We start from the raw sequence: 21484 nt of genomic DNA, 5'->3' as shown, positions 1-21484 counted from the left end.
ATGGCTGACTATGACGCGCTCTCCAAGACCATCGCATCGCTGACCGAAGGCGAAACCGACACGGTCGCCCTGATGGCCACGATCGCGTGCGAACTGCACCATGCCGACGACCGCTTCGACTGGACGGGCTTCTACCGTGTGACGGAACCCGGTCTGCTCAAGATCGGCCCCTATCAGGGCGGCCATGGCTGTCTGGTGATCCCGTTCGAGCGCGGCGTCTGCGGGGCTGCCGCACGGACGGGGGAGGTGCAATTGGTGCCGGACGTGGGTGCGTTTCCGGGCCACATCGCCTGCGCGTCGTCCACGCGGTCGGAAATCGTGCTGCCGGTGCGGAATGCGGCGGGGGAGGTCATCGCCGTGCTCGACATCGACAGCGACCAGCCCGATGCGTTTACGGAAGACGACGCGGCGGCCCTGCAAGCGATCCTTGCGGCGACCTTCGCGCGTTAATCCTCGTCGCCGTTCACCACGGTGAGTTCCGGCGCGGTGAGCGTGCGTGGCACCGCCTCCACCCTTGGCGCGTCTTTCAGTTCGTCGGACGCCTCCTGCACCACCTGCATCGCCTCCAGCTTCCGGGCCGACGGCAACACGCGCGCCTCCAGTGACCCCATCGCCTTGTTGTAACTGTCGACGGAGCGGTTCAGCGCCGTGCCGACCTTTTGCAGATTGCCCGCGAAGGTCGCCAAGCGCCCGTAAAGCTCCTTCGCTTCGCGGTGGATGGTAATGGCGTTTTCCGCAATCGCCTCCTGCTGCCACCCGAAGGCAATGGTGCGCAGCAACGCGATCAAGGTGGAGGGCGTCGCGATGACCACGCGGGCCTCCATCGCGCGTTCGATCAGGCCGGGATCGGCCTCGACAGCGGCGGAGAGGAACACGTCGCCGGGGATGAACATGACGACGAAATCGGGCGTGTTCTGCAACAGGTCATGGTAACGCTTGGACGACAGCGCGCGCACGTGGTCGGCGACCTGCCGTGCGTGGCGAGTGATGGCGATGTCGCGGGCCTCCGGCGTTTCAGCCTCCAGCGCATCGAGGTAGCCGTCGAGCGAGGTCTTTGCGTCGATCACCAGCGACCGTCCGCCCGGCATCCGCACGATGGCATCGGGGCGTTGCAGGCCGCCATCGGTCTGGTGGCTGACTTCCGTGTCGAAATCGACATGTTCCGACATGCCGGCCATTTCGCAGACCTGGCGCAGCTGCATTTCCCCCCAACGGCCCCGCGTTTTGGGCGCGCGGAGGGCCTGGACCAGCTTGCGCGTTTCGCCGGTAAGATCCTTTTGCCCCAGCTTCAATTCATCCACCTGGGTGCGGATGGCGGAATAGGCGTCGGTGCGGGTCTTCTCCATCTCGCGCAGAACCGTGTCGAAGGCGCCGAGTTTCTCGTTGAGCGGTTTGACCATGCCGTCGATGGCCTTCTGCCGCGCTTCAAGTTCGGCCTTTGCCGTCTCCGAATGGGTGGCGAAGCGTTCCGTCACGCGGTCGAGGAAGGCCTTTGAATTCCCTTCCAAAACTTCGCCGGCGAGGTTCTTGAAGCGGCTTTGCAGCGCGTCGTTGAGGCCGCGCAATTCCTCCAGCCGCGCCTCGTGGGTGGCATTCACCGTCTCCAGCTTGGCCTCCGCCGCGTTCAAGGCACCAAGCAGGCTGTCGCGTTCCTCCCGCACGTCACTGACGGCCTGTTCCAGTTCCGTCAGGCGTTCCGTGCGCGCTTCCATCGCGGCGATGTGGCGGCGCAAATCCTCGACGCCTGCAAGGTCCCGTTCCGCCCGGCGCAGGCGCGCGCCCCGGACGATCCACGCCGCGAAAAGGGCCAGCGCCGCGAACAGGACCAGCAGGAAATAGGCGGGCAGCGGATCGACCTCCGGCCCGAAGGGGCTGCTGTCGCGCAGGCGTGCGGCGACGTTTTCGAGGAAATCGAAAAGGGGTGCGTTTTCCATGGCTCAGGTCCGCCCGAACAGGCGTTCGATGTCGCTGAGTTTCAGTTCCACATAGGTCGGTCGCCCATGGTTGCACTGGCCGCTGAGCGGTGTCGCCTCCATCTCGCGCAGGAGCGCGTTCATCTCATCGGCGCGCATCTGGCGGCCCGACCGGATGGAGCCATGGCAGGCCACGCGGCTGAGCACCGCTTCAACCCGCGCCTGCAAGGTCTGGCTGTCGCCCAGATCGTCCAGTTCATCCAGCACGTCGCGCAGAAGCGCCTCCGCGTTGATCTCCCCCAGGATGGCTGGGGTTTCACGCACGGCTATGGTGCCGGGGCCGAAGGCTTCGATCAGCAGGCCGAAGCGTTCCAGTTCCGCCGCGTGGTCGAGCAGGCGATCGGCATCCGCGCCAAGGGTCACGATCTCGGGGATCAGGAGCGCCTGCCGCGCGACGCCGTGTTCCGCCATCTGAGCCTTGAGCCGCTCATAGACCAGCCGTTCGTGGGCCGCGTGTTGGTCGACCAGAACAATTCCCTTCGGGGTCTGCGCGATGATGTAATTCTCATGGACCTGCGCGCGGGCGGCACCGAGGGGGCCGTCGCTTTCGATAAACTGCTCATCGACCCGTGCGGACGGGGCATTGCCCCAATCCGGTGTGGCCTCCGCGAAGCCACCCATCCGACCCTGCGCCGGGCGATCCATCTGATACACCCGCGGTGCGCCGGAGAAGGTCGGCTGCGAGGAGGGGGGCTCGCCCAGAGCGCCCCGAGGAGCGGTTGAGAAAGCCTGCAACGTCGCGTCAGCGACGGTCGAGGAGGCACGGTGCCCGGCCTCCGCCAAAGCGTGGCGCAGGGCGCTGACGATTAGGCCGCGCGCCAGGCCCGGTTCACGAAACCGCACCTCCGACTTCGCGGGATGCACGTTCACGTCCACCCGTTCCGGCGGACAATCAATGAACAGGGCCGCCGCCGGGTGCCGGTCCCGGCTAAGCACGTCCATATAGGCGCCGCGCAACGCCCCGATCAGAAGTTTGTCGCGCACCGGCCGCCCGTTCACGAACAGGAATTGTGCGACGGCGGAGCCACGGGAATAGGTGGGCAAGGCGGCATAGCCGGTCAGGCGCAGCCCCTCGCGTTCGGCGTCAATGGCCAGCGCATTCTCGGTAAAGTCGCGGCCAAGGATCGTCGTCAGGCGCCCGCGCAAAGCGTCGAAGAGGTCACCCGTTTCCGGATCGGCGCGGAACACCACGCGTTCCCCGTCGGTGACATCCTTCAGGGTGAAGCCCACCGCCGGTTCGGCCATGGCGAGCCGCTTGACCACATCCGTGATCGCCTGCATCTCCGCCCGGTCGCTGCGCAGGAATTTCAGGCGCGCCGGCGTAGCGAAGAACAGATCGCGCAGTTCCACCATCGTGCCGCGGTTCAGCGCGGCGGGTTTCACGGCGCTATCCTGGCCGCCGGTCACGCGGATCCGGTGCGCGTCGCCGCCCGCCCGCGAGGTGATGGTCAGCCGCCCGACCGCGCCAAGCGAGGGCAGCGCCTCGCCCCGGAAGCCGAAAGACCGGATGTTGAGCAGGTCGGTGCCGTCGATCTTGGATGTCGCGTGGCGGCTGAGGGCCAGGGGCAGGTCCGCCGCCTCCATCCCGACACCGTCATCGGTGACGCGGATCAGGGTCTTGCCGCCATGGGCGACCTCTATCACCACACGGCGCGCGTCCGCGTCGACGGCGTTTTCCACCAGCTCCTTCACGGCGGAGGCCGGGCGTTCCACGACCTCCCCCGCCGCGATGCGATTGATCGCGACCTCGTCCAATTGACGGATCACCGGGCGCACATCTGCGCCTATATTGGGGTTGGTCGCGGGCATGACCCAAGGTTTAGCATGACCACCGGGTGGAGGGGAACCGATTCCGCGCCGCTCTCCACAGGAAAACGGCGCACCGCAAGGGCGCGCCGTGTCCGGGATCAATTGGCCGCGTCGAAGCCTTCGGGCTGACCCACAACGACGAACCGAAGGCTGTCGGGGTCGATCAACCGTTCTGCCACGCGGGCGATGTCGTCCACCGTGACGGCCATGACGTTGTCATTGCGGGTGTTGATGTAATCCACCGGCATGTCGTCGGATTGCATCGCCGCGAGGATGCCCGCGATCTGCCCGTTGCCGTCGAACCGTAGGGGATAGGCCCCGGTGAGGTAGCGCTGCGCGGCGGCAAGCTCCTCCTCCGAAATCCCTTCCTCCGCCATCAGGGCCCATTCGGAGCGGATCACGTCGACCGCCTCGGCCACCAAAGCGTTGGAGGAGGAGAAGCCGCCCTGGATCATCGGCGCGCCGCGATTGAGGCTGAGCCATGTGCTGACGCCGTAGGTCAGCCCGCGCTCCTCCCGCACTTCGCGCATCAGGCGGGAGCGATAGCCACCGGCCCCCAAAACCTGGTTGAGTACGAAGGCCGGAAAGAAATCCGGATCATCGCGCGCAATGCCGGTATGGCCGAAATAGACCGAGGATTGCGGCGTGGCGAAGTCGATGACGGTCACTCCGGCCTCCAGCGCGACCTCCGCCGGACCGGGCAGGGGGCTTTCGGACAGCGGCAAATCGCCCAGAAGCGCGTCGAGCAACGGCCCAAGTTCCTCGGGCGTGATGTCACCGGCGACGCCGACCGATACGCGATCCCGCACCAGGGCGGCACGGTGCGCGGCCACCATGTCATCGCGGGTCAAGGCGGCCACGCTGTCCAGCGTGCCATCGGACGGGACCGCATAGGGGTGATCGCCATAGGCCATTTCGTTGAACGCCCATCCGGCCAGCCGGTCGGGATCGTTGCCGTCATATTCCAGCGACGACACGACCTGCTGCTGCACCCGGGCGAAGGCGGATTCGGAGAAGGTCGGCTCGACCAGCGCCTGCCGGAGAAGCGCCAGCACCTCGTCCCGGTTCTGGGTCAGGATCGTCGCCGACACCACAACCTCGTCGCGATAGGTGTCGAAATCGAACGATGCGGCCAGGCCCTCAAGGGCCGTCGCGAACTCCGTCTCGTCCAGATCGCCGGAGCCTTCCTCCAGCAGACCCATCATCAGGTTGGTCGCCCCCGCGGTTTCTGCGCTGTCCAGCGAGGCACCGCCGCCGAACCACATTTCGATGGCGAGGAAGGGGATGGAATTGTCCTGCACGAGCCAGGCGTCGATGCCGCCCGGTGACGTGACTTCCTGGATTTCCACCTGAGCCTGCGCCGGGAAGGTGAGGGCCGCGATTGTGGCAAGCGGGGCAAGGATGCGGGCAACGATCATTGGGACATCTCCTCATCCGCCGCGGCGGTGTCGTCTGAGTCTTCAGCGGGCGGGGTGGGGCGCATCAGGTAGCCGGTCACTGTCGCTTCTTGCGAAAACACTGTGCGCGCGGCCTCCATCACATCCTCGATCGTCGTGTTGGCCAGGATGTCGGGCCAGGCCTGTACGTCTTCCACCGTCAGGCCCGAGGTCAGGGCCGCGCCGTAGGTCCGGGCGACCCCTGCGGCGTCATCTTGTTCGTAGATGCGGGCCGCTTCGATCTGGAACTGGATGCGGGCGAATTGTTCGGGGTCGATGCCTTCCTCCAGGAATTCGTCGATTTCGGCCAGCAGATCAGCCTCCGCCTGTTCCAGCGAGGTGCCGGGAAGCGGCATGTTGACGAGTGTGAAGGTGCGCGGGTCCAGGTCCATGCCGTTGTAATAGGCCCCGGCGAAGAGGGAGCGTTCGTCTTCCAACTGCAATTCGCGTGGCAGGACGGACGTGAAACCGGACCCGCCAAGCACCTCGCGCAGGAGCGTGAGCGCCGCCGCATCCTCCTGATCGCCGCTGTTGCGTTCGGGCGCGAGGAAATTGATCGACACGTACGGGTTGGCCACGCGCGGGTCCTCGTAGATCACCCGTCGGTCCGCGATATGGGGCGGCTCGGACGGGCGGATGCGGGCCTCGGTCGAGGGCAGATCGGGATTGGCAGGGATCGGTCCGTAATGTTCCTCCGCCAGCGCGCGCACCTCCTCGGGGGTGGCGTCCCCGGCCACGATCAGCACGGCGTTGTTGGGATAGTAATGGGTGTTGTACCAATCCAGCGCGTCCTGCAGGTCCAACTCCTCCATCTCGTGCCGCCAGCCGATGATGGGGCGGCCATAGGGATGGTTGAGGTAAATCGTCGCCGCCATCTGTTCGTTGAAAAGCGCCCCGGCGGAGCTGTCGGTGCGCTGCGCGCGTTCCTCAAGGATCACCTGGCGCTCCGTCTCAACCTCTGCCTCGGTGATGACGAGGTTGCGCATCCGGTCGGCTTCCATCTGCATCATCAGGCCAAGACGGTCGGCGGCGATGCGCTGGTGATAGGCGGTATAGTCCCACGAGGTGAACGCATTGTCGGAGCCGCCATTGGCCTCCACCACCTCGCTGAATTCCCCGCTCTCCATCTCTTCGGTGGCCTTGAACATCAGGTGTTCGAGGAAGTGGGCGACCCCTGACTGGCCCGGCATCTCATCGGCGGAGCCTGCGCGATACCAAACCATGTGGGTGACGGCGGGGCTGCGATGATCCTCGATCACGACGACCTGCATCCCGTTATCGAGCGTGAATTCCGTCACCTCCCCGGCGGCCTGGGCGGCGAGGGGGGCGGTGGCAAGGCTGAGCGCCAGGCCGAAGCGTCGGATCATGGAATCTCTCCGGGGGAAATTTCGGTTGCGCAGAATGTATGCCCATCGCGACAGGCATCAACAGCCATGACGCAGACGTTACGGGGGTGAAGGTCGGGAAACCCGCAATGGCGGGCGCGCACCTAGAGGCCGGGCGGCGGTGCGGAGGGGGTGCGGATACCGGCGGCGCGCAGACGCTGCAATTCCGCGTACCGGTCCAGCGACTGGGCGCGATAGGCACGAAAATAGACGTTGTTGCCGAATACCCGTTCCAGAAGGCGGCCATCGTTATTGCGCCGGAACTCGAGATCCTCGGACGCCAGGGTGGAGCGGATATCGGCGGCAACCCCAAGACGGGATGTGTAGTTGATCAGGCCCGACGTGGCCCCCGAGGCCCGGTTCACGTCCCCGCCGAGGGCCGCGATCGCGTCCGCTTCGGGCGTGGGATCGGCGCGGTTGAAGCCGCCCGGTGTCGGTGCCGGAAGCTCCCGCGTGGCGGGAAGCTCAAGCTCCCGCGTGGGGACAATCGCGAATTCGTCGGGGCCGGATTCCGTGTTCCGCAGATTCATCAGGGTCGGCACGCCGTTCGAACATGCCGAGAGGCCGAAAACTGCCGCCACCAGAACCAAAATTGTCACGCGCATGGGCCAAGACCTTTCCTTGCGAGTTGGGTCTACCGCATCCTAATCCGCCCGTCACGGGGTATCAGGCCGGTTCTTTGTGGGAATCGGCAAAGATCACCAATCCGATGGCGCCCGCGAAAATGCCGATATCCGCGACGTTGAAGGCGAAGGGGTTGTTTATTCCGCAACACGACACGTTCAGGAAGTCGATCACTGCGCCGTGGATGATCCGGTCGAGCGAATTGCCAAGCGCACCGCCGATCACCGCGCCTGCGCATACAAGCGCGATGGGCCGGGTCAGCCCCGTGCGCGCCCAATACCAGAGCCAGCCCACGATGATCGCCGCGAGCCCCACCAATATCCAGCGCATCACCTCCGGCCCGCCGCCGAAAAGGCCGAAATTGATGCCCGTGTTCCAGCCGAGGTGGAAGTTCAGCATTCCCGGGATCACCTCGATATGCAGGCGCTCCAGCAGGTTGAGGCCGTACAGCACGCCGTATTTCGACCCCTGATCAAGGGCGAACCAGATTATCGCGCTGAGGTAGAAAAGCCGCATGGGGAGCCTTTCGCAGATCTTTGTTGCCTAAGGTAGGGCCGGAACGCGCCTATTGCACCTCGGCAATGGTGGCTTCGGCAGGCTGGCTGAGGATGCGGATCAATGTTGGACAGCCGCCGCGCGCCGTCGTCGTCGAGGCCCACATGCGGGCGCCCGCGCGCGGGTCGCCGTCATAGATCATACCAATGATCGACTCCGCGTTCCGGAACCCCATCGCGTCGCCCACAACGCCGTCAAGTGCTGCGGCCAGGCCCTGCGGATCCATTGTCGTGGCGGAGTGGCCACAGGTTGCGCGCGCAACCTCTTCAAGGCCGGCAACGGCTTCGGCGCCATCTGCGAACACGGGCGACGCGGCGATCAGGGCTGCGAATGCAATGGAAACGGAACGGTGCATGTCAGATCCCCTCAATGCCGGAAGTGGCGCATGCCGGTGAAGACCATGGCGAGGCCAGCCTCGTCCGCGGCGGCGATCACATCCTCGTCCCGCATCGACCCGCCGGGCTGGATCACTGCGGTTGCCCCGGCCTCTGCCGCCGCCAGAAGGCCATCTGCGAACGGGAAGAACGCATCGGACGCCACGACGGAGCCTTTGGCCGGCGTCTCCCCCAGCCCAAGTTCCTGGCCCATGCGCCCGGCCTTCAGCGCCGCGATGGTGGAACTGTCGACCCGGCTCATCTGACCGGCACCGATGCCCACGGTCGCGGCATTCTTGGCGTAGATGATGGCGTTGGATTTCACGTGCTTGGCAACGGTCCAGGCGAAGCGGAGATCCAACATTTCCTGCGCCGTGGGGGAGCGTTTGGTGACGACGCGCAGGGCGTCGGGTTCCACGCGGCCCGTATCCTTGTCCTGTACAAGAAGCCCACCGGCCACCTGTTTGAAGGACGTCACGGGGGTTTTCGGGTTCGGCAGGCCACCTGTGGTCAGCAGGCGCAAGTTCTTCTTGGCCGCGAATATCGCCTTGGCGTCCTCGTCGGCATCGGGGGCGATCACGACCTCGGTGAAAATCTGGACGATCTGCTCGGCGGTTTCGGCGTCAAGCGTCCGGTTCAGGGCCACGATCCCCCCGAAGGCAGAGGTGCGGTCACAATCGAAGGCGGCTTTGTAAGCCTCCACCATCGTTTCGCCCCGCGCCACGCCGCAGGGATTGGCGTGTTTGATGATTGCCACGGCAGGCCCGTCCGACGGCGGAAACTCCGCCACCAGTTCGAACGCCGCATCGGTGTCATTGATATTATTGTAGCTGAGCGCCTTGCCCTGATGCTGCGTCGCCGTGGCCACGCCGGGGCGGTTCGATCCATCAAGATAAAACGCCGCCTTCTGATGCGGGTTTTCGCCATAGCGCATTTCCTGCGCGAGAGTTCCGGCAAAGGCGCGGTAAGGCGGCGTCTCGATCCCGGCCGCGCCGGCCATCCAAGACGACACCGCCGCATCATAGGCCGCCGTTCGGGCATAGGCGGCCTGCGCCATGCGTTGCCGGAACGAGAAGGTTGTGCCGTCTTTTGCGTCTAGCTGGTCCAGAAGTCCGTCATATTGCGATGCATCGGTCAGGACCGTGACAGCCCCGTGGTTCTTGGCCGCCGCGCGGATCATGGCCGGGCCGCCGATGTCGATGTTCTCGATGCACGTGTCGTAATCCGCGCCCGCCGCCACCGTTTCCTCGAACGGGTAAAGGTTCACGACCAGCAGGTCGATGGCGCCGATCCCGTGCGCCTCCATCGCGGCCACGTGGTCGGGATTGTCGCGAAGCGCCAGAAGCCCGCCATGGATCATCGGATGCAGGGTCTTGACGCGGCCATCCATCATTTCCGGAAATCCCGTGACCTCGGACACATCCCCGACCTCCAGCCCGGCATCGCGCAGCGCCTTGGCCGTGCCGCCGGTCGACAGAAGCTCCACCCCCTTTGCGGCCAGCGCCTTGGCGAAATCCAGAAGGCCGGTCTTGTCGGAGACGGACAGAAGCGCGCGGGTCAGTGGCGTGGGCGTTTCGGGGGTCATCTTGGCGGAGCATCCTATCAGGCAGCGCCCCGATGAGAATCACAGGGGCAGGTCAGAGCCGGACAAGAGCGCCGATGGACGTGCGATGGACCAGCTTACCGCCGCGCCATACCCCCTCACGCGGCTGGATAAAACGATCTGTTTTGTCGCGCGCGGTTTCAGGCGGCCCGCGTCGAAATAGACCGATGCGCGAATTTCCACCTCCGCCTCGCTGCCGTGGCGAAACACCCAGGTCTCCTCATTCGGCAGGGTGAGGGAGATCGCGGCCCCACCCATATCGACCTCTGCGATGACATCGGGATGCAGGTGGAAGCGCACGGCGAATTGCAGGCCGACATCGTAGGGCAGGGCGCGATTGACCGTCTCGAACCGCGTGCGGTCATTGCCGTCGAGTGCGGCCAACCCGTCATCCCCGCGCAGCAAATTGCCGTTATCCTCAAGGGTCAGGGCGCGCAAATGGACAAGGCCATGGGTGCGCCGCCAGCCATCGTGGCTGATGATGATGCCCTCGCCGCCCGCAATCTCGGAATTCTGGATCGAGACGTCGGTGGGGCCTTCTGCAAAGCCTTGCAGGTCGGGCGCGGCCTGGATCGCCTTCTCCGCGAAACGGGAGGAGGAATAGCCCGCAAGCGACACCGTGGAATGGCTGACCGTGGCGCGGCCCGCCCGCCGCCAATCGGGGCCGAAGGCTGTGCCGGAGCCTGCATGCACGATCAGCGGATGGTTGGCCGACGTCATCTCGAACCCCAGCGTTCCGGCGTGCGCGCTGGCCGATCCCATCTGCGGCGGGGCGGCATCGGCGATCACCGTCACCCGCCCCGCGGCCAACCGCGCAAAGCCCATCGCCAAGCCCTTGATCCGCGACGGGCGCACGCCCGATTGCACCAGCGCGCCGATCAGCCGCCCGGGCGCACCCCGGCCGCCACCATGGGCGCGCACCAGCGATCCATCGGCGTGGCGCAGGGCGCGGAGCGTGGGCGCGATGCGCAGGATCGCGGTATCGATGGCCGGGTCGGGGCGCTTGCCCGTCTCTTGCAGGATCTGCGCCACCCAGGTGAGCAGGACAAAAACCTCCAGCAATTCTTCGGGGTTGCGGGTGGGGATGCCGCCATGGCTGTCGATCTGCGTGGCGCATTCGCGGGCAAGATTGCCAAGCGCCGGGCCCAGATGCGTCTCCATCCCGATCAGGGAACATGCGGAGTAGACAAGGCCCGTCAGCGCCTCGAACCGGGGCAATCCGACGGAGCTTCGGTCCCACCTTTTCGCGATGTAATTGGCCTGCCGTGACAGGCAGGCCTCGAACGCGCGGGTCTGGGCGGGGTCCTGGCCGTTCATCAGGAACAGGACCTGGCTGATCCAGCGGATTTGCCGCCGCCCTGTCAAATCGGGGCTCCACCCGACGCCCTTGCCACGCCCGTAGCGTGTGATCCAATCGGCCAGCCACGCCTGCGCCGTGGCGCGCCCCAGTCCGCCGGGGATGGCGGCCAGATCGTCGATCCAGTCAAACCCGTGAAGCGCCTGCGCGAACGCGTCCGTGGGCGGCGTGATATCCCACGGGCTTTTGCCGTGCGCCTCCACCAACGCGCCGCCAAGCCGGAAATTGCCCGCCAGAAGTTGCCGCCCCCGCACGGCGGAGCCCGGGAAACGCGGCTCGGGTTGCCAGCGGAACCCCTGCATTTTCGGCCCCCATCCCGCCGCCAGGATGGCAAGGCGCGACGCGGACCGACGGTGCGGTTGCAGGCGCGGGCCGCCGGGGGAGGACAAGTCGATGTCGGACATGGGCGCGGGGGAGAGGCCTTTGGGGTCAGGGGCGGTCGGGATGTGGGCGGACGATACGAATTGTGCGCGTCCCTGTCACGGACGGGTCAGCGCGGCCATGTAGAAGCCGTCCATTCCGCCGAGATCGGGCCAGAGACCGGGATGGAGACGCAATCCGCCCTCCGCGCTCGCCCAATCCGGCTCACCTCCCAGCGTGGCCGGATCGGCCGGGATCACGCGCAGATCACCATGGCGCTTGAGCGCGGCGGTGATCTGAAATTCGCCCTCCACCGGCAGAAGCGAACAGGTGCAATAGACCAGTGTGCCGCCGGGGTTCAGCAGGCCGAGTGCGTGGTCGAGCAGCCGCATCTGCAATTTGGTCAGCGGCTCCACATCCTTTCCCGACTTCACGAAGGGCAGGTCAGGGTGGCGACGCATCGTGCCGGTGGCGGTGCAGGGCGCATCGAGAAGGATCGCATCGTAGGTCTCCGAATGCTCGAATGCGTCTTGTGTTACCAGTGTGACATTCAGGCCCGTGCGCGCGAGATTTTCCGCAACGCGGGCCATCCGATCCTCCGACAGATCAAGCGCCGTGACCTGCGCCCCCATCGCGGCCAGTTGCATCGTTTTGCCACCGGGGGCCGCGCACAGATCCAGCACGCGCTTGCCCGCCACGTTTCCCAACAGGCGCGCGGGCAGGGCGGCGGCGGCATCCTGAACCCAGAACGCGCCGTCCGCGTAGCCGGGCAGGGCCGTGACCTGCGTGGGTTTGTGGAACCGGAGCGAGCCGGTGGGCAGACGCTCAGCGCCCGGCAGGTCCAACCCCTCTGCGCGCGGTGTGATGTCGAGGGGGGGCGCCTTGGCGTGGGCCGCCTCGATCGCGCGAATGCCATCCGCACCGATGCGTTTGCGTAGCGCCTTGTCGACCCAAGGCGGCAGGCGTTGCGGCGGAAGTTCTGCCCAGATCGCGGGGCCTTCGGTGGCCACCTTGCGCAAGACGGCGTTAATCATGCCCGAGGCCTTGCGCGTGCGGTTGCTCGCCTTTGCCAGGCCCACCATCGCGTCGGTCACACCGTGCGCCTCCTCCCCGTTCACCAGCAATTCAACGGTTCCGAGGCGCAGGAGGTTCTGCACGGCGATCTGCGGCTTGCGCGTGACATAGCGTTTCAGCAATGCATCGGTCGCCGCCAGATTGCGCAGGACGCTGGCCGCCAGACGGCTTGCGCGCGCCGCCTCCGCCCCTTCGGCGGGGACGTTGACATGGGCCAGCATCCGGCGCTCGCGCAGAACGGCGTCAAGAAGGACGAGGGCAGCTTCGCGGGCCTGCATGTAAGACGGATCCTTGTCCGAAAGGTTGTTCGACAGGCTTCGGCGCGTATATCAGGAGGAAGAGAGGCACAAGCGGAGTGCGCGGACGATGACCGAGACTGATAAGCCAGACGACCTGCCGCCCGAGGCGCAACGCGCCCTGGCCGAGGCGGAAGCGCGTCGCAAGAAAGCGCGGGAATTGGACTTGCCGGCGGAGCTTGGCGGTCGCGACGGGCCGGAGCCCGTGCGCTATGGCGATTGGGAGCGGAAGGGGATCGCCATCGATTTTTGACGGCGCGCGCCCTTACCTGATCCGGAAATCCGCGATGTCGCCGGTGCCCTGATCGGCATGGAACCGGATATTGCCGCCATCCACGCTGACCACTTGGCAATTGCGCCCGAATTGGCGGTCGCCCGCATCCAGCGTCCGGCAGAACATCCCGTTCTCCCACGACCACGTCCCGGTCACGTCGCGCCCCAGGGCACGTCCGGCGATGGTTCCGTTCGGTGAGACACGCAGGCTGACGCCAAGGCGGCTCAATTCGCGGCCCTCGACGGCAGACAGGAACGCGCCGCGGTCGGTGATACGCTCAAGATCTGCCATTGCGGGAAGGGGTGCGAAGCTCACGACAAGTGCGGTAAGGGCGGTGAGGTGGGATTTCATCGGGCGCTCCTGATCCGTTTGGGTCGCGCCAGAAGTTAGGCCAGTGCCCCCGTGCTTCAAGCCAGACCAAGCACCGACATCATGGAGTAATGGCCCGGCGGCTTACCCTGTCCCCAAAGTGCGGCCTTCAGCGCGCCGCGCGAAAAGATCGCCCGATCGGTCGCCAGATGGCGCAGCACGATCCGCTCTCCTTCGGCGGCGAAAATCACGTCATGTTCGCCCACCACGTCGCCGCCCCGGATCGAGGAAAAGCCGATATGCCCCCGCTCCCGCGCGCCGGTGATGCCGTCGCGCCCCCGGTCGGAGACGTCGCCCAGATCGACGCCGCGCCCTTGTGCAACAGCCTCCCCCAGCATCAGGGCGGTCCCCGATGGGGCGTCGACCTTGTGGCGGTGATGGGCCTCCACGATCTCCACGTCGAAATCGTCATCAAGCGCGGCGGCGACCTCCTGCGCCAGCCGCACGAGCAGGTTGACCCCAAGGCTCATGTTGCCGGCCCGAACGATGGTGGCGTGGCGCGCGCAGGTATCGAGCGCCGCGATATCGTCGTCGGACATGCCGGTCGTGCCGATCACGTGGACGGCCCGCGCCTGCGCCGTCAATTTCGCGTGAGCGATTGTGGCGGCTGGAGAGGTGAAGTCGATGACCGCCTGGGCCTTCACAATGGCCTCCAGCGGGTCGCCCAGGACCGGCACGCCCGACGCGACGCCGCCCAGAACCTCACCCAGGTCGGACCCGATCCAATCATGGTCGGGCCGTTCGGTGACAGCCACGAGATGCGCCTTGTCGGAGGCATTGATCGTCTCAGTCAGCATCCGGCCCATCCGGCCCGATGCGCCCATCACGGCTATGCCCACATTGCTCATCTTCACCTCCGTCCTCGCTGCGACAGGTCGTAACGGAACCGCGCCGAACAAGGAAGCGCCAGCTTGCGGGATGGGCGCGCATGGCCTACCTCTGGGGCCTGAGGAAAGAGCCATGGCACGCAATTCACATCACGACGGCCCCGGACCCTCGCAGCGACAGTTGCGGGTCGGGGAATTGATCCGGCGCACGCTGTCGAGCGTGCTGTCGCGGGGCGAGGTGCATGATCCCGCGCTCAACGGGATGTCGATCACCGTGGCCGAGGTGCGCACGAGTCCCGATCTGAAGATCGCGACCGTCTACGTCATGCCGCTCGGCGGCGGGGACCGCGATGCGGCCATCGACGCGCTCAAACGCAACAAGGGCGAGTTGCGCCGCGCGCTTGGCAAGGACCTGACCCTGAAATACGCCCCTGACCTGCGCTTCGTCATCGACGAGACGTTCGACCGGATGGATGAGACCCGCGAAATGCTGTCCCGCGCCGAAGTGCGCCGCGACGTGGAAGCGGTGGACCGGCGGGAGGACCAGGAATGATCCGTCTGCTCACCATCCTGGGCGCGATGATGGCCCCCACGATGGGCGACGCACAATGCGAAACCGTGCTGTTCGATGGCGCCGAGTTTACCGCCTGCGAGGTCGACCTTACACAGGCCAATGTCCGTCTGTTCCTGCGCAACGATGCGGGCGAGGTTTACGGCACATTCAGCCGCGTCGAGAATGAACTGCCCCAGGGCGCGCGCCTTGGCATCGCAATGAATGCCGGCATGTTCCACGAGGATCGCAGCCCCGTCGGGCTCTACGTGGAGGATGGGGAGCAGGAAATGCGCATCATCACCTCCGACGGGCCGGGAAATTTCGGCCTCCTGCCTAATGGCGTGCTGTGCCTGGGAGAGGACGGCGCGGCGGTGATCGAAAGCCGCGCCTTCGCGGAGAATCCGCCGGAATGCACCCACGCGACCCAATCGGGGCCGATGCTGGTGATCGACGGCGACTTGCATCCCCGTTTCCTGCCCGACAGCGACAGCCTCAACATCCGCAACGGTGTGGGGATCGAGGCGGATGGCGGACGGATGTGGATGGTCATCTCCGACCAGGCCGTGAACTTCCACCATTTCGCGCGGTTCTTCCGGGATTACCTGGAAACGCCCAACGCGCTTTATTTCGATGGCCGCGTCTCGCGCCTGCACGCGCCTGAAATCGGGCGGTCCGACCTTGGCTTTCCCATCGGCCCGATCCTCGGCGTCGTCGTGGACGAGGCGGCGCTTGACGGCTCGGGCGAGGGTGGCTAGCAGACCGGCCTTCAGGGCAGGGAGAGGCACCCCATGGCGCGCAGGAAAAAGGGCCGGGACATTTCGGGATGGCTGCTGGTCGACAAACCGGCAGGCCTGACATCCACGTCCGTCGTGAACAAGGTGCGGTGGGCCTTCGATGCCAAGAAGGCGGGCCATGCCGGTACGCTCGACCCGGACGCCACGGGCATGTTGCCGGTCGCTTTGGGCGAGGCGACGAAGACCATCGCATATCTCGGTGACGCGCTGAAAGCCTACGAATTCCGGGTCCGCCTTGGCATCTCCACGCGAACGGATGATGCCGAGGGCGCGGTGTTGGAGACGCGCGCGGCGCGCCCCTCGGACGATGAGATCAAGGCCGCCCTGACCGCCTTCGTGGGCGATATCCGCCAGGTGCCGCCGCAATTCTCCGCGGTGAAGGTAGACGGCGAACGCGCCTATGACATTGCGCGCGCGGGTGACACGATGGAACTGGCCGCACGGGACCTCTATGTCGATGAGTTGAGCTTCGTGGCCCGGCCCGACGCGGATCATGTCGATCTGCTGTTTGTATGCGGCTCCGGCGGATATGTCCGGTCCATCGCGCGCGATCTCGGCGCGGCGCTGGGATGCCTTGGCCACGTGCTATGGCTGCGCCGGACATGGGTTGGCCCGTTCGACATCGAGGATGCAGTGACGCTGGACCGGGTCGAGGCCTTGGCGCGGAGCGAGGAGATCGACGCCCTGTTGCAGCCCGTGGCACTTGCCCTTGGCGACATACCGAAATTGCGTGCGACCGAAGCCGGAGTGACGCGGCTGAAGAACGGCAATCCGGGGCAGGTCCTGCCCGGAGACGCGGAATACGGCGATCTGGCCTGGGCCTCTTTCGACGGGCAGCCGGTCGCGATTGGCCGGTTCCGGTCGGGGGAGCTTCATCCCGAACGGGTCTTCAACCTTTGAGCTTCGTGCCGGAACGGGATTGCCGGCGCGGCGCGTGTAATCCGTGCGACGCCGGATGCGCCACTTGCCTTTACACGGCCCGGCATTGTTCTGTTCACCGGGCGGATGGGTGGCGATGGACGGCATGATCGAACGGACGTTTCAGAAGGACGATGCGGCATCGATCGCGATCTATTCCGATTGCGAAAACTATCGCTATTCCCTTACCCGGGTCTGGGACCCGGCGGGCGAGAGGGCGCTGTTCATCATGCTCAACCCCTCCACCGCCACCGAGATCCAGAATGACCCGACAGTGGAACGGTGCGAGCGCCGCGCCCGCGCGCTTGGGTTCGGTGCGTTCCGGGTGCTCAATATCTTCGCGTGGCGCGCGACCGATCCGCGGGATATGCGCCGGGCCGACGATCCGGTGGGGCCCGGCAACGATGCCGCGATCCTTGACAGTCTGGACTGGGCGGACCGGATCATCTGCGCCTGGGGCACCCATGGCGAACATCTGGGCCGTGGTCCGGCGGTCGAGGCTCTGTTGCGTGCGTCGGGGCGCCCGCTCTACCATCTTGGTCTGTCGAAGGCGGGGCATCCGAAGCATCCGCTCTATATCGGCTATGCCGTGCAACCGGTTCTGTGGGAGGGATAAGGGATGGCAATCGAGGGCTTAGCGGCGTCACGGGTTTCGACGAATGGCATCGAATTGAGCGTCCACCGGGCCGGGCAGGGCAAGCCGCTGATCCTGCTGCACGGTTTTCCGCAGAACCACCGCTGCTGGGAGAAGGTCGCCCCGCGCCTGGCTGAAGAGTTCGATGTGATCGTCCCGGACCTGCGCGGCTATGGCGACAGCGATGCGCCTGAAGGGGCGGCCGTCTATGCCAAGCGGGAAATGGCAAAGGATATTGTCGGGCTGATGGATGCGCTGGGGCTGGACCGTGCCCATATCCTTGGCCACGACCGGGGCGCGCGGGTCAGCTATCGGCTGGCGCTGGATCATCCTGCGCGCGTGGACCGCCTCGGCATCATAGAGATCGTGCCGACCGGTGATTTCTGGGCGGCGTGGGATGCGGACCTGGCCCTTGCAGCCTACCATTGGACCTTCCTTGCGCAAGCCGCACCCATGCCGGAGCGGATGATCCTGGCCGACGGGCCGGGATATATCGACTTCACGCTGGCAAGCTGGACCCATGGCAAGGACCTTTCCGTCTTCTCCGACGCGGCCTTGGAAAGCTACCGCGCGCAAGGGGCGGACCCGGCGCGGGTGGCGGCGATGTGCAACGATTACCGGGCGGGGGCGACGCTGGACCGCCGGATCGACGCGGAAAGCCGCGCGTCGGGCGACAGGATCGCGGCCCCGTTGCTGTTTGTCTGGGCCGAGGGCGGCTTTCCGGCACGCACGGGTGACCCCTTGGGCGTGTGGCGCGACTGGGCCGCGGATGTCCGGGGCTGCGCCCTGGCCAATTCGGGCCACTTCGCGATGGAGGAAGTGCCGCAGGCCGTGCTGGACGCGGTTCTTCCCCATTTCCGGGAGGCGTAGGACGGGCTGCCCCACCGGCGTCCGCGCGGTGCGAGGCCCGGTTCAGGCGACGGACCGCAGGTCGATCAGGCCGGGATCGAGGCCCTGCGCCCCCGACACGCTCAGGATCACTTCCCCGTTCAGCAGGATATCCGCGCCGGAGCCGTCATCGAAATCCTGCACTTCCACCACCGGGTCGGGGTTGATCCCGGGGTCGAAGATCACCTCGATCCGATCCTGTGACGGGTCGAAGTCGGCCACGTGGCCTGCAATGGCGCCGTTGGCGGCGTCGATGTAATCCCCGCTCGTGAAGACATCCGCGCCCGCGCCGCCGATGGCGGTATCGTCCTGGCCCACGATGATCGTGTCATCGCCATCACCGCCCCAAAGCGCATCCCCGGCATCCTGATCGTGACCGTTGTGGGAGAAGGTGCCATCGAGCACGTCATTGCCCGAGCCGCCGTTCAATGTGTCCGCGCCGCTGCCGCCTTGCAGGAAGTCATCGGCGGCACCGCCGTAAAGCAGGTCATCGCCGTCTTCCCCGAACAGAAGGTCACGGTCCCCGCCGCCATCGAGCGCGTCGTTACCCTCCCCGCCCGACAGGAAATCGACGCCGGCACCCCCTTCGAGGACGTCATCTCCGAAATCGCCGTGCAATTCGTCGTTGCCGGCCCCGCCCGACAGGGTGTCGTCCCCTTCGTCACCGAACAAGGCATCCTGTCCGTCGGTGCCGGTGATCTCATCATCGTTGAACGTGCCGGTCAGGGCGTCGGTCCCGCCGGTGCCGAAGGCATCATCCATGTCGGCGCGCGCATCCAGAACGTCAGAGGCGCCGCCCAGATCGGAAAGGTCCCCCGTGACACCATCAAGGATCGCGTTCACGTCCTCCGCAGCGGGGATGCCATCGCCGATCGTCTCCACCACGTCCACGATCGGGTCAATGATGGGCGGCAAGACGGTCTCAACGGTGTCGATCACGTCGCCCACGATCGTGTCGGCCTCCTCGATGACGTTAGGAAGCAGGGCATCCGTGGTATCGCCCGGTAGGGGTGCATCCGGCCCGATCTCCGGGAGGTCAAGGTCGCCGACACCGGGCAGGGTTGCAGGCCCGCCCACCGCATCGCCGCGCGATTCGGCATCGCTTGTCGTGTCCGCCTCATCGGGAAGAACGGCCGGATCGCCGTCGCCCATCTCGGACATCACGACGCGGATGTGTTCGGGGGTCAAACCTTCGCCATCGGCCACGACGGAGACCGGGACGCCATTGGCCAGGATCGTGGCGGAGCCATCCGCTTCATTGACCTCGATTTCGATGGTCGGGGCGTCATCCTCCGCCCCGTCGAAATCCAGCACGATATGGTCCGTGCCCGGCTCGAAACTATCGACCAGCGGCACGTCGGAGCCATCTTGGAGCGTTGTCACGCGTTCCACGTCCAGCAGGTCAGCGGGCGCGACGCCATCCTCGGATGCGGCGATCCAATTCTCGTCAAGCTCCGCCTCGAACTGGACGAGCCCTTCCGGTGTGGCCTCCTCCTCGGGCATCTGGTCGAGCGGTGTGTAGTTGAGCGCGTCGGGACCGGCCTGGTTGTCCTCCTCCCCCTCCTCGGGCGCGTCGTCGCCGGAGAACAGGAGGTCGGACAAAGCGGTGCTCTGCACGCCGGATTGATCGGTCTCCTCCTCCTCAAGGGCGAGGGGATCAACCTCCTCCCCCTCCTCGTCCGGGCCAGACACGAGCCCGTCCACGGCCAGACCGACAAGCAGCATGGCAAGGACACTTCCGGCGATAAACATGACAGACCCCTCGGGTTTCAGGTGGCAAAAAGCAGTGGTGAAGGTGCCGTGACCCGCAATCGGGACAGGCTGGCCTTTGCCTTCTGGCAATCGAATGCGGGAACTGCCCGGCCGGATCGCCGCCCGGGGGGCGGAATCGCGAACAAAGCTCCAGCCGGTTCACATTGGGCAATGGGTCTTGCCGAATGCTGAAGGCCAAGGGGTTTATACCGTCAACTTCCCGAAAATTCTTCCCACTTTTCCAGGTCTGGTTAACCGCCCCGAGGGCAGGCCGGACGCGGGGGGTTCCCATGGGTGGGGATTCGGTGTAGGTGCCGCCATCCGCAAAGATGCGGACCCTCCACGGGCCCTGCTGGACGACATCCCGGCTTGCGCCATAACCCTTGAATGTCAAAGGAGACCCCGATGTCGATCACTGCTGACGAAAAGCAACGCCTGATGAAGGAATTCGGCACCAAGGAAGGCGACACCGGTTCGCCCGAAGTCCAGGTTGCCATCCTGACAAGCCGCATCACCACCCTGACCGAGCACTTCAAGACCCACAAGAAGGACAACCACGGCCGCCGTGGCCTTCTGAAGATGGTCGCGCAGCGCCGGAAGCTTCTCGATTACACCCGCGCCAAGGATGAGGCCCGGTATCAGGACCTGATCAAGCGCCTCGGCATCCGCCGCTGAACCGGCGCGTATCGGGATTGGAAGGGGCCGCATCGCGCGGCCCTTTTTGTTTTGCGCGGCGTCGATCCGAGATACGCTTGGCCGATGCGGACCTTCCTGATCGCGATCCTGTGCCTCGCCCTGCTTGTGGTGGGCGCGTACCAATTGAGCCGGGCGCGGTCGGTTCAGCTGTTCGGAGAGATCGTGACGCGGGCGGAGACGGATCGTCCGGTCATCGCGCTTACGTTCGATGACGGCCCTTCGGCCCGGTTCACGCAGCCGCTTCTCGATGCCTTGGGCGATGTGCCGGCGACGTTCTTCCTGGTCGGGCAGGACATCGTGGCAAACCCGGAGGCGGCGCAGGCCATCGTCGACGCGGGCCACGAGGTCGGCAACCATTCGTGGAGCCATCCGCGGATGATCCTGATGTCACCCGCCGAAATACACCGCGAGATCGAGGACACCGATGCGGCGATCCGGGCCCTGGGATACGATGGCCCAATCCATTTCCGCCCGCCCTTCGGCAAGAAACTGATCGTGCTGCCCTGGGTGCTGTCGCGGATGGGGCGGCCCACGATCATGTGGTCGCTGGAGCCCGAAACCGACCTTGGCCCCGGGGCCAGCGCGGCGGATATCGCGGCCCATGTCATCACCCGCGCTGGGGCGGGGGACATCGTTTTGCTGCACGGCATGTTCAGCGGAAGCGCGGCCACGCGGGACGCCCTGCCGGAGATCGTGGAGGGGCTGGCCGCGCGGGGGTTCGAGTTCGTGACGGTGAGCGAGATTTTGGGGGAGTGAGTGAGGTTGCAAGGTTGCAACCCGGGCTTAACACATTGAAACCATGATATTAAGGCGATCTTGTTTACCCTTTGTTAAGGGATGGATTGGTGGGTTTCACCCACCCTGCGGGAGCGGGTGACGTGGGGTTTTGGTTCTCGGGTCGGGGGCTGTCGGGCTAGGGTTTGGACGAGGAGG

At 65.8% G+C, this 21484-nt stretch carries 22 protein-coding genes; 9 read left to right on the top strand and 13 right to left on the bottom strand.

Features of this window, described 5'->3' with window-relative positions; genetic code table 11:
* On the top strand, window positions 1-450 hold the full coding sequence (locus tag KUW62_RS15355) for a GAF domain-containing protein (RefSeq protein WP_224816335.1): 450 nt from the start codon (window positions 1-3) through the stop codon (window positions 448-450).
* On the opposite strand, the gene rmuC is transcribed toward KUW62_RS15355, so the two are convergent.
* From rmuC to KUW62_RS15305, 10 genes are all read right to left on the bottom strand, one after another.
* Window positions 447-1934, bottom strand: a complete 1488-nt coding sequence (gene rmuC, locus KUW62_RS15350; protein WP_224816334.1) for a DNA recombination protein RmuC — start codon at window positions 1932-1934, stop codon at window positions 447-449. The genes KUW62_RS15355 and rmuC overlap by 4 nt on opposite strands.
* Before the next feature lie 3 nt (window positions 1935-1937).
* Entirely contained in the window at window positions 1938-3782 is a 1845-nt protein-coding gene (gene mutL / locus KUW62_RS15345) for a DNA mismatch repair endonuclease MutL (RefSeq protein WP_224816333.1), read from the bottom strand.
* Window positions 3783-3880: 98 nt separating this feature from the next.
* Entirely contained in the window at window positions 3881-5200 is a 1320-nt protein-coding gene (locus KUW62_RS15340; RefSeq protein ID WP_224816332.1) for a pitrilysin family protein, read from the bottom strand.
* Window positions 5197-6585: a pitrilysin family protein gene (locus tag KUW62_RS15335; RefSeq protein ID WP_224816331.1), complete on the bottom strand. Its 1389-nt coding sequence runs from the start codon at window positions 6583-6585 to the stop codon at window positions 5197-5199. The genes KUW62_RS15340 and KUW62_RS15335 overlap by 4 nt, the downstream gene beginning before the upstream one ends.
* Before the next feature lie 122 nt (window positions 6586-6707).
* Window positions 6708-7208, bottom strand: a complete 501-nt coding sequence (locus tag KUW62_RS15330) for a DUF3035 domain-containing protein (RefSeq protein WP_224816330.1) — start codon at window positions 7206-7208, stop codon at window positions 6708-6710.
* A 61-nt stretch (window positions 7209-7269) separates the two neighbouring features.
* Entirely contained in the window at window positions 7270-7743 is a 474-nt protein-coding gene (gene lspA, locus KUW62_RS15325) for a signal peptidase II (RefSeq protein ID WP_224816329.1), read from the bottom strand.
* Window positions 7744-7792: 49 nt separating this feature from the next.
* On the bottom strand, window positions 7793-8137 hold the full coding sequence (locus tag KUW62_RS15320; RefSeq protein WP_224816328.1) for a hypothetical protein: 345 nt from the start codon (window positions 8135-8137) through the stop codon (window positions 7793-7795).
* An 11-nt stretch (window positions 8138-8148) separates the two neighbouring features.
* Window positions 8149-9741: a bifunctional phosphoribosylaminoimidazolecarboxamide formyltransferase/IMP cyclohydrolase gene (gene purH / locus KUW62_RS15315; RefSeq protein ID WP_224816327.1), complete on the bottom strand. Its 1593-nt coding sequence runs from the start codon at window positions 9739-9741 to the stop codon at window positions 8149-8151.
* Between the two features lie 39 nt (window positions 9742-9780).
* Window positions 9781-11520, bottom strand: a complete 1740-nt coding sequence (locus KUW62_RS15310; protein WP_224816326.1) for a heparinase II/III family protein — start codon at window positions 11518-11520, stop codon at window positions 9781-9783.
* Between the two features lie 75 nt (window positions 11521-11595).
* Window positions 11596-12828, bottom strand: a complete 1233-nt coding sequence (locus KUW62_RS15305) for an RsmB/NOP family class I SAM-dependent RNA methyltransferase (protein WP_224816325.1) — start codon at window positions 12826-12828, stop codon at window positions 11596-11598.
* 88 nt (window positions 12829-12916) lie between these two features.
* Here KUW62_RS15305 and KUW62_RS15300 point away from each other — a divergent pair, with 88 nt between their 5' ends.
* Window positions 12917-13099 (top strand): DUF1674 domain-containing protein, encoded by a 183-nt coding sequence (locus KUW62_RS15300; protein WP_224816324.1) that lies wholly within the window; start codon window positions 12917-12919, stop codon window positions 13097-13099.
* A gap of 12 nt (window positions 13100-13111) precedes the next feature.
* Here KUW62_RS15300 and KUW62_RS15295 read toward each other — a convergent pair whose 3' ends face one another.
* Window positions 13112-13471, bottom strand: a complete 360-nt coding sequence (locus KUW62_RS15295) for a dihydrodipicolinate reductase (protein ID WP_224816323.1) — start codon at window positions 13469-13471, stop codon at window positions 13112-13114.
* Between the two features lie 56 nt (window positions 13472-13527).
* Complete coding sequence (dapB, locus tag KUW62_RS15290) at window positions 13528-14337, bottom strand: 4-hydroxy-tetrahydrodipicolinate reductase (protein ID WP_224816322.1); 810 nt, start codon at window positions 14335-14337, stop codon at window positions 13528-13530.
* Window positions 14338-14449: 112 nt separating this feature from the next.
* Here dapB and rbfA point away from each other — a divergent pair, with 112 nt between their 5' ends.
* The 5 genes from rbfA (at window position 14450) to KUW62_RS15265 (ending at window position 18085) form a co-directional block, all read left to right on the top strand.
* Complete coding sequence (gene rbfA, locus KUW62_RS15285) at window positions 14450-14869, top strand: 30S ribosome-binding factor RbfA (protein WP_224816321.1); 420 nt, start codon at window positions 14450-14452, stop codon at window positions 14867-14869.
* Window positions 14866-15624, top strand: coding sequence for a phosphodiester glycosidase family protein (locus tag KUW62_RS15280; RefSeq protein WP_224816320.1), 759 nt, complete (start codon window positions 14866-14868; stop codon window positions 15622-15624). The genes rbfA and KUW62_RS15280 overlap by 4 nt, the downstream gene beginning before the upstream one ends.
* 33 nt (window positions 15625-15657) lie before the next feature.
* Entirely contained in the window at window positions 15658-16563 is a 906-nt protein-coding gene (gene truB, locus KUW62_RS15275) for a tRNA pseudouridine(55) synthase TruB (protein WP_224816319.1), read from the top strand.
* A gap of 124 nt (window positions 16564-16687) precedes the next feature.
* Window positions 16688-17197, top strand: a complete 510-nt coding sequence (locus KUW62_RS15270) for a DUF1643 domain-containing protein (RefSeq protein WP_224817131.1) — start codon at window positions 16688-16690, stop codon at window positions 17195-17197.
* A 3-nt stretch (window positions 17198-17200) separates the two neighbouring features.
* Complete coding sequence (locus KUW62_RS15265) at window positions 17201-18085, top strand: alpha/beta fold hydrolase (RefSeq protein ID WP_224816318.1); 885 nt, start codon at window positions 17201-17203, stop codon at window positions 18083-18085.
* Between the two features lie 42 nt (window positions 18086-18127).
* Here KUW62_RS15265 and KUW62_RS15260 read toward each other — a convergent pair whose 3' ends face one another.
* Entirely contained in the window at window positions 18128-19855 is a 1728-nt protein-coding gene (locus KUW62_RS15260) for a calcium-binding protein (RefSeq protein WP_224816317.1), read from the bottom strand.
* Window positions 19856-20260: 405 nt separating this feature from the next.
* Between KUW62_RS15260 and rpsO the strand changes: the two genes are divergently transcribed.
* On the top strand, window positions 20261-20530 hold the full coding sequence (gene rpsO / locus KUW62_RS15255; protein WP_224816316.1) for a 30S ribosomal protein S15: 270 nt from the start codon (window positions 20261-20263) through the stop codon (window positions 20528-20530).
* An 84-nt stretch (window positions 20531-20614) separates the two neighbouring features.
* Complete coding sequence (locus tag KUW62_RS15250; RefSeq protein ID WP_224816315.1) at window positions 20615-21307, top strand: polysaccharide deacetylase family protein; 693 nt, start codon at window positions 20615-20617, stop codon at window positions 21305-21307.
* The last annotated feature ends 177 nt before the right edge of the window (window positions 21308-21484 follow it).

It is taken from the genome of Hasllibacter sp. MH4015 (genome assembly GCF_020177575.1).
Taxonomy (GTDB): Bacteria; Pseudomonadota; Alphaproteobacteria; order Rhodobacterales; family Rhodobacteraceae; genus Gymnodinialimonas.
The sequence above is the reverse complement of the archived record's forward strand: the minus strand, read 5'-3'. Positions and strand labels throughout refer to the sequence as shown.

Bases quoted from the DNA above. Each gene is read 5' to 3' on its own strand.
- KUW62_RS15355 (WP_224816335.1), top strand. From the start codon at position 1: ATGGCTGACTATGACGCGCTCTCCAAGACCATCGCATCGCTGACCGAA.
- rmuC (WP_224816334.1), bottom strand. From the start codon at position 1,934: ATGGAAAACGCACCCCTTTTCGATTTCCTCGAAAACGTCGCCGCACGC.
- mutL (WP_224816333.1), bottom strand. From the start codon at position 3,782: ATGCCCGCGACCAACCCCAATATAGGCGCAGATGTGCGCCCGGTGATC.
- KUW62_RS15340 (WP_224816332.1), bottom strand. From the start codon at position 5,200: ATGATCGTTGCCCGCATCCTTGCCCCGCTTGCCACAATCGCGGCCCTC.
- KUW62_RS15335 (WP_224816331.1), bottom strand. From the start codon at position 6,585: ATGATCCGACGCTTCGGCCTGGCGCTCAGCCTTGCCACCGCCCCCCTC.
- KUW62_RS15330 (WP_224816330.1), bottom strand. From the start codon at position 7,208: ATGCGCGTGACAATTTTGGTTCTGGTGGCGGCAGTTTTCGGCCTCTCG.
- lspA (WP_224816329.1), bottom strand. From the start codon at position 7,743: ATGCGGCTTTTCTACCTCAGCGCGATAATCTGGTTCGCCCTTGATCAG.
- KUW62_RS15320 (WP_224816328.1), bottom strand. From the start codon at position 8,137: ATGCACCGTTCCGTTTCCATTGCATTCGCAGCCCTGATCGCCGCGTCG.
- purH (WP_224816327.1), bottom strand. From the start codon at position 9,741: ATGACCCCCGAAACGCCCACGCCACTGACCCGCGCGCTTCTGTCCGTC.
- KUW62_RS15310 (WP_224816326.1), bottom strand. From the start codon at position 11,520: ATGTCCGACATCGACTTGTCCTCCCCCGGCGGCCCGCGCCTGCAACCG.
- KUW62_RS15305 (WP_224816325.1), bottom strand. From the start codon at position 12,828: ATGCAGGCCCGCGAAGCTGCCCTCGTCCTTCTTGACGCCGTTCTGCGC.
- KUW62_RS15300 (WP_224816324.1), top strand. From the start codon at position 12,917: ATGACCGAGACTGATAAGCCAGACGACCTGCCGCCCGAGGCGCAACGC.
- KUW62_RS15295 (WP_224816323.1), bottom strand. From the start codon at position 13,471: ATGAAATCCCACCTCACCGCCCTTACCGCACTTGTCGTGAGCTTCGCA.
- dapB (WP_224816322.1), bottom strand. From the start codon at position 14,337: ATGAGCAATGTGGGCATAGCCGTGATGGGCGCATCGGGCCGGATGGGC.
- rbfA (WP_224816321.1), top strand. From the start codon at position 14,450: ATGGCACGCAATTCACATCACGACGGCCCCGGACCCTCGCAGCGACAG.
- KUW62_RS15280 (WP_224816320.1), top strand. From the start codon at position 14,866: ATGATCCGTCTGCTCACCATCCTGGGCGCGATGATGGCCCCCACGATG.
- truB (WP_224816319.1), top strand. From the start codon at position 15,658: ATGGCGCGCAGGAAAAAGGGCCGGGACATTTCGGGATGGCTGCTGGTC.
- KUW62_RS15270 (WP_224817131.1), top strand. From the start codon at position 16,688: ATGATCGAACGGACGTTTCAGAAGGACGATGCGGCATCGATCGCGATC.
- KUW62_RS15265 (WP_224816318.1), top strand. From the start codon at position 17,201: ATGGCAATCGAGGGCTTAGCGGCGTCACGGGTTTCGACGAATGGCATC.
- KUW62_RS15260 (WP_224816317.1), bottom strand. From the start codon at position 19,855: ATGTTTATCGCCGGAAGTGTCCTTGCCATGCTGCTTGTCGGTCTGGCC.
- rpsO (WP_224816316.1), top strand. From the start codon at position 20,261: ATGTCGATCACTGCTGACGAAAAGCAACGCCTGATGAAGGAATTCGGC.
- KUW62_RS15250 (WP_224816315.1), top strand. From the start codon at position 20,615: ATGCGGACCTTCCTGATCGCGATCCTGTGCCTCGCCCTGCTTGTGGTG.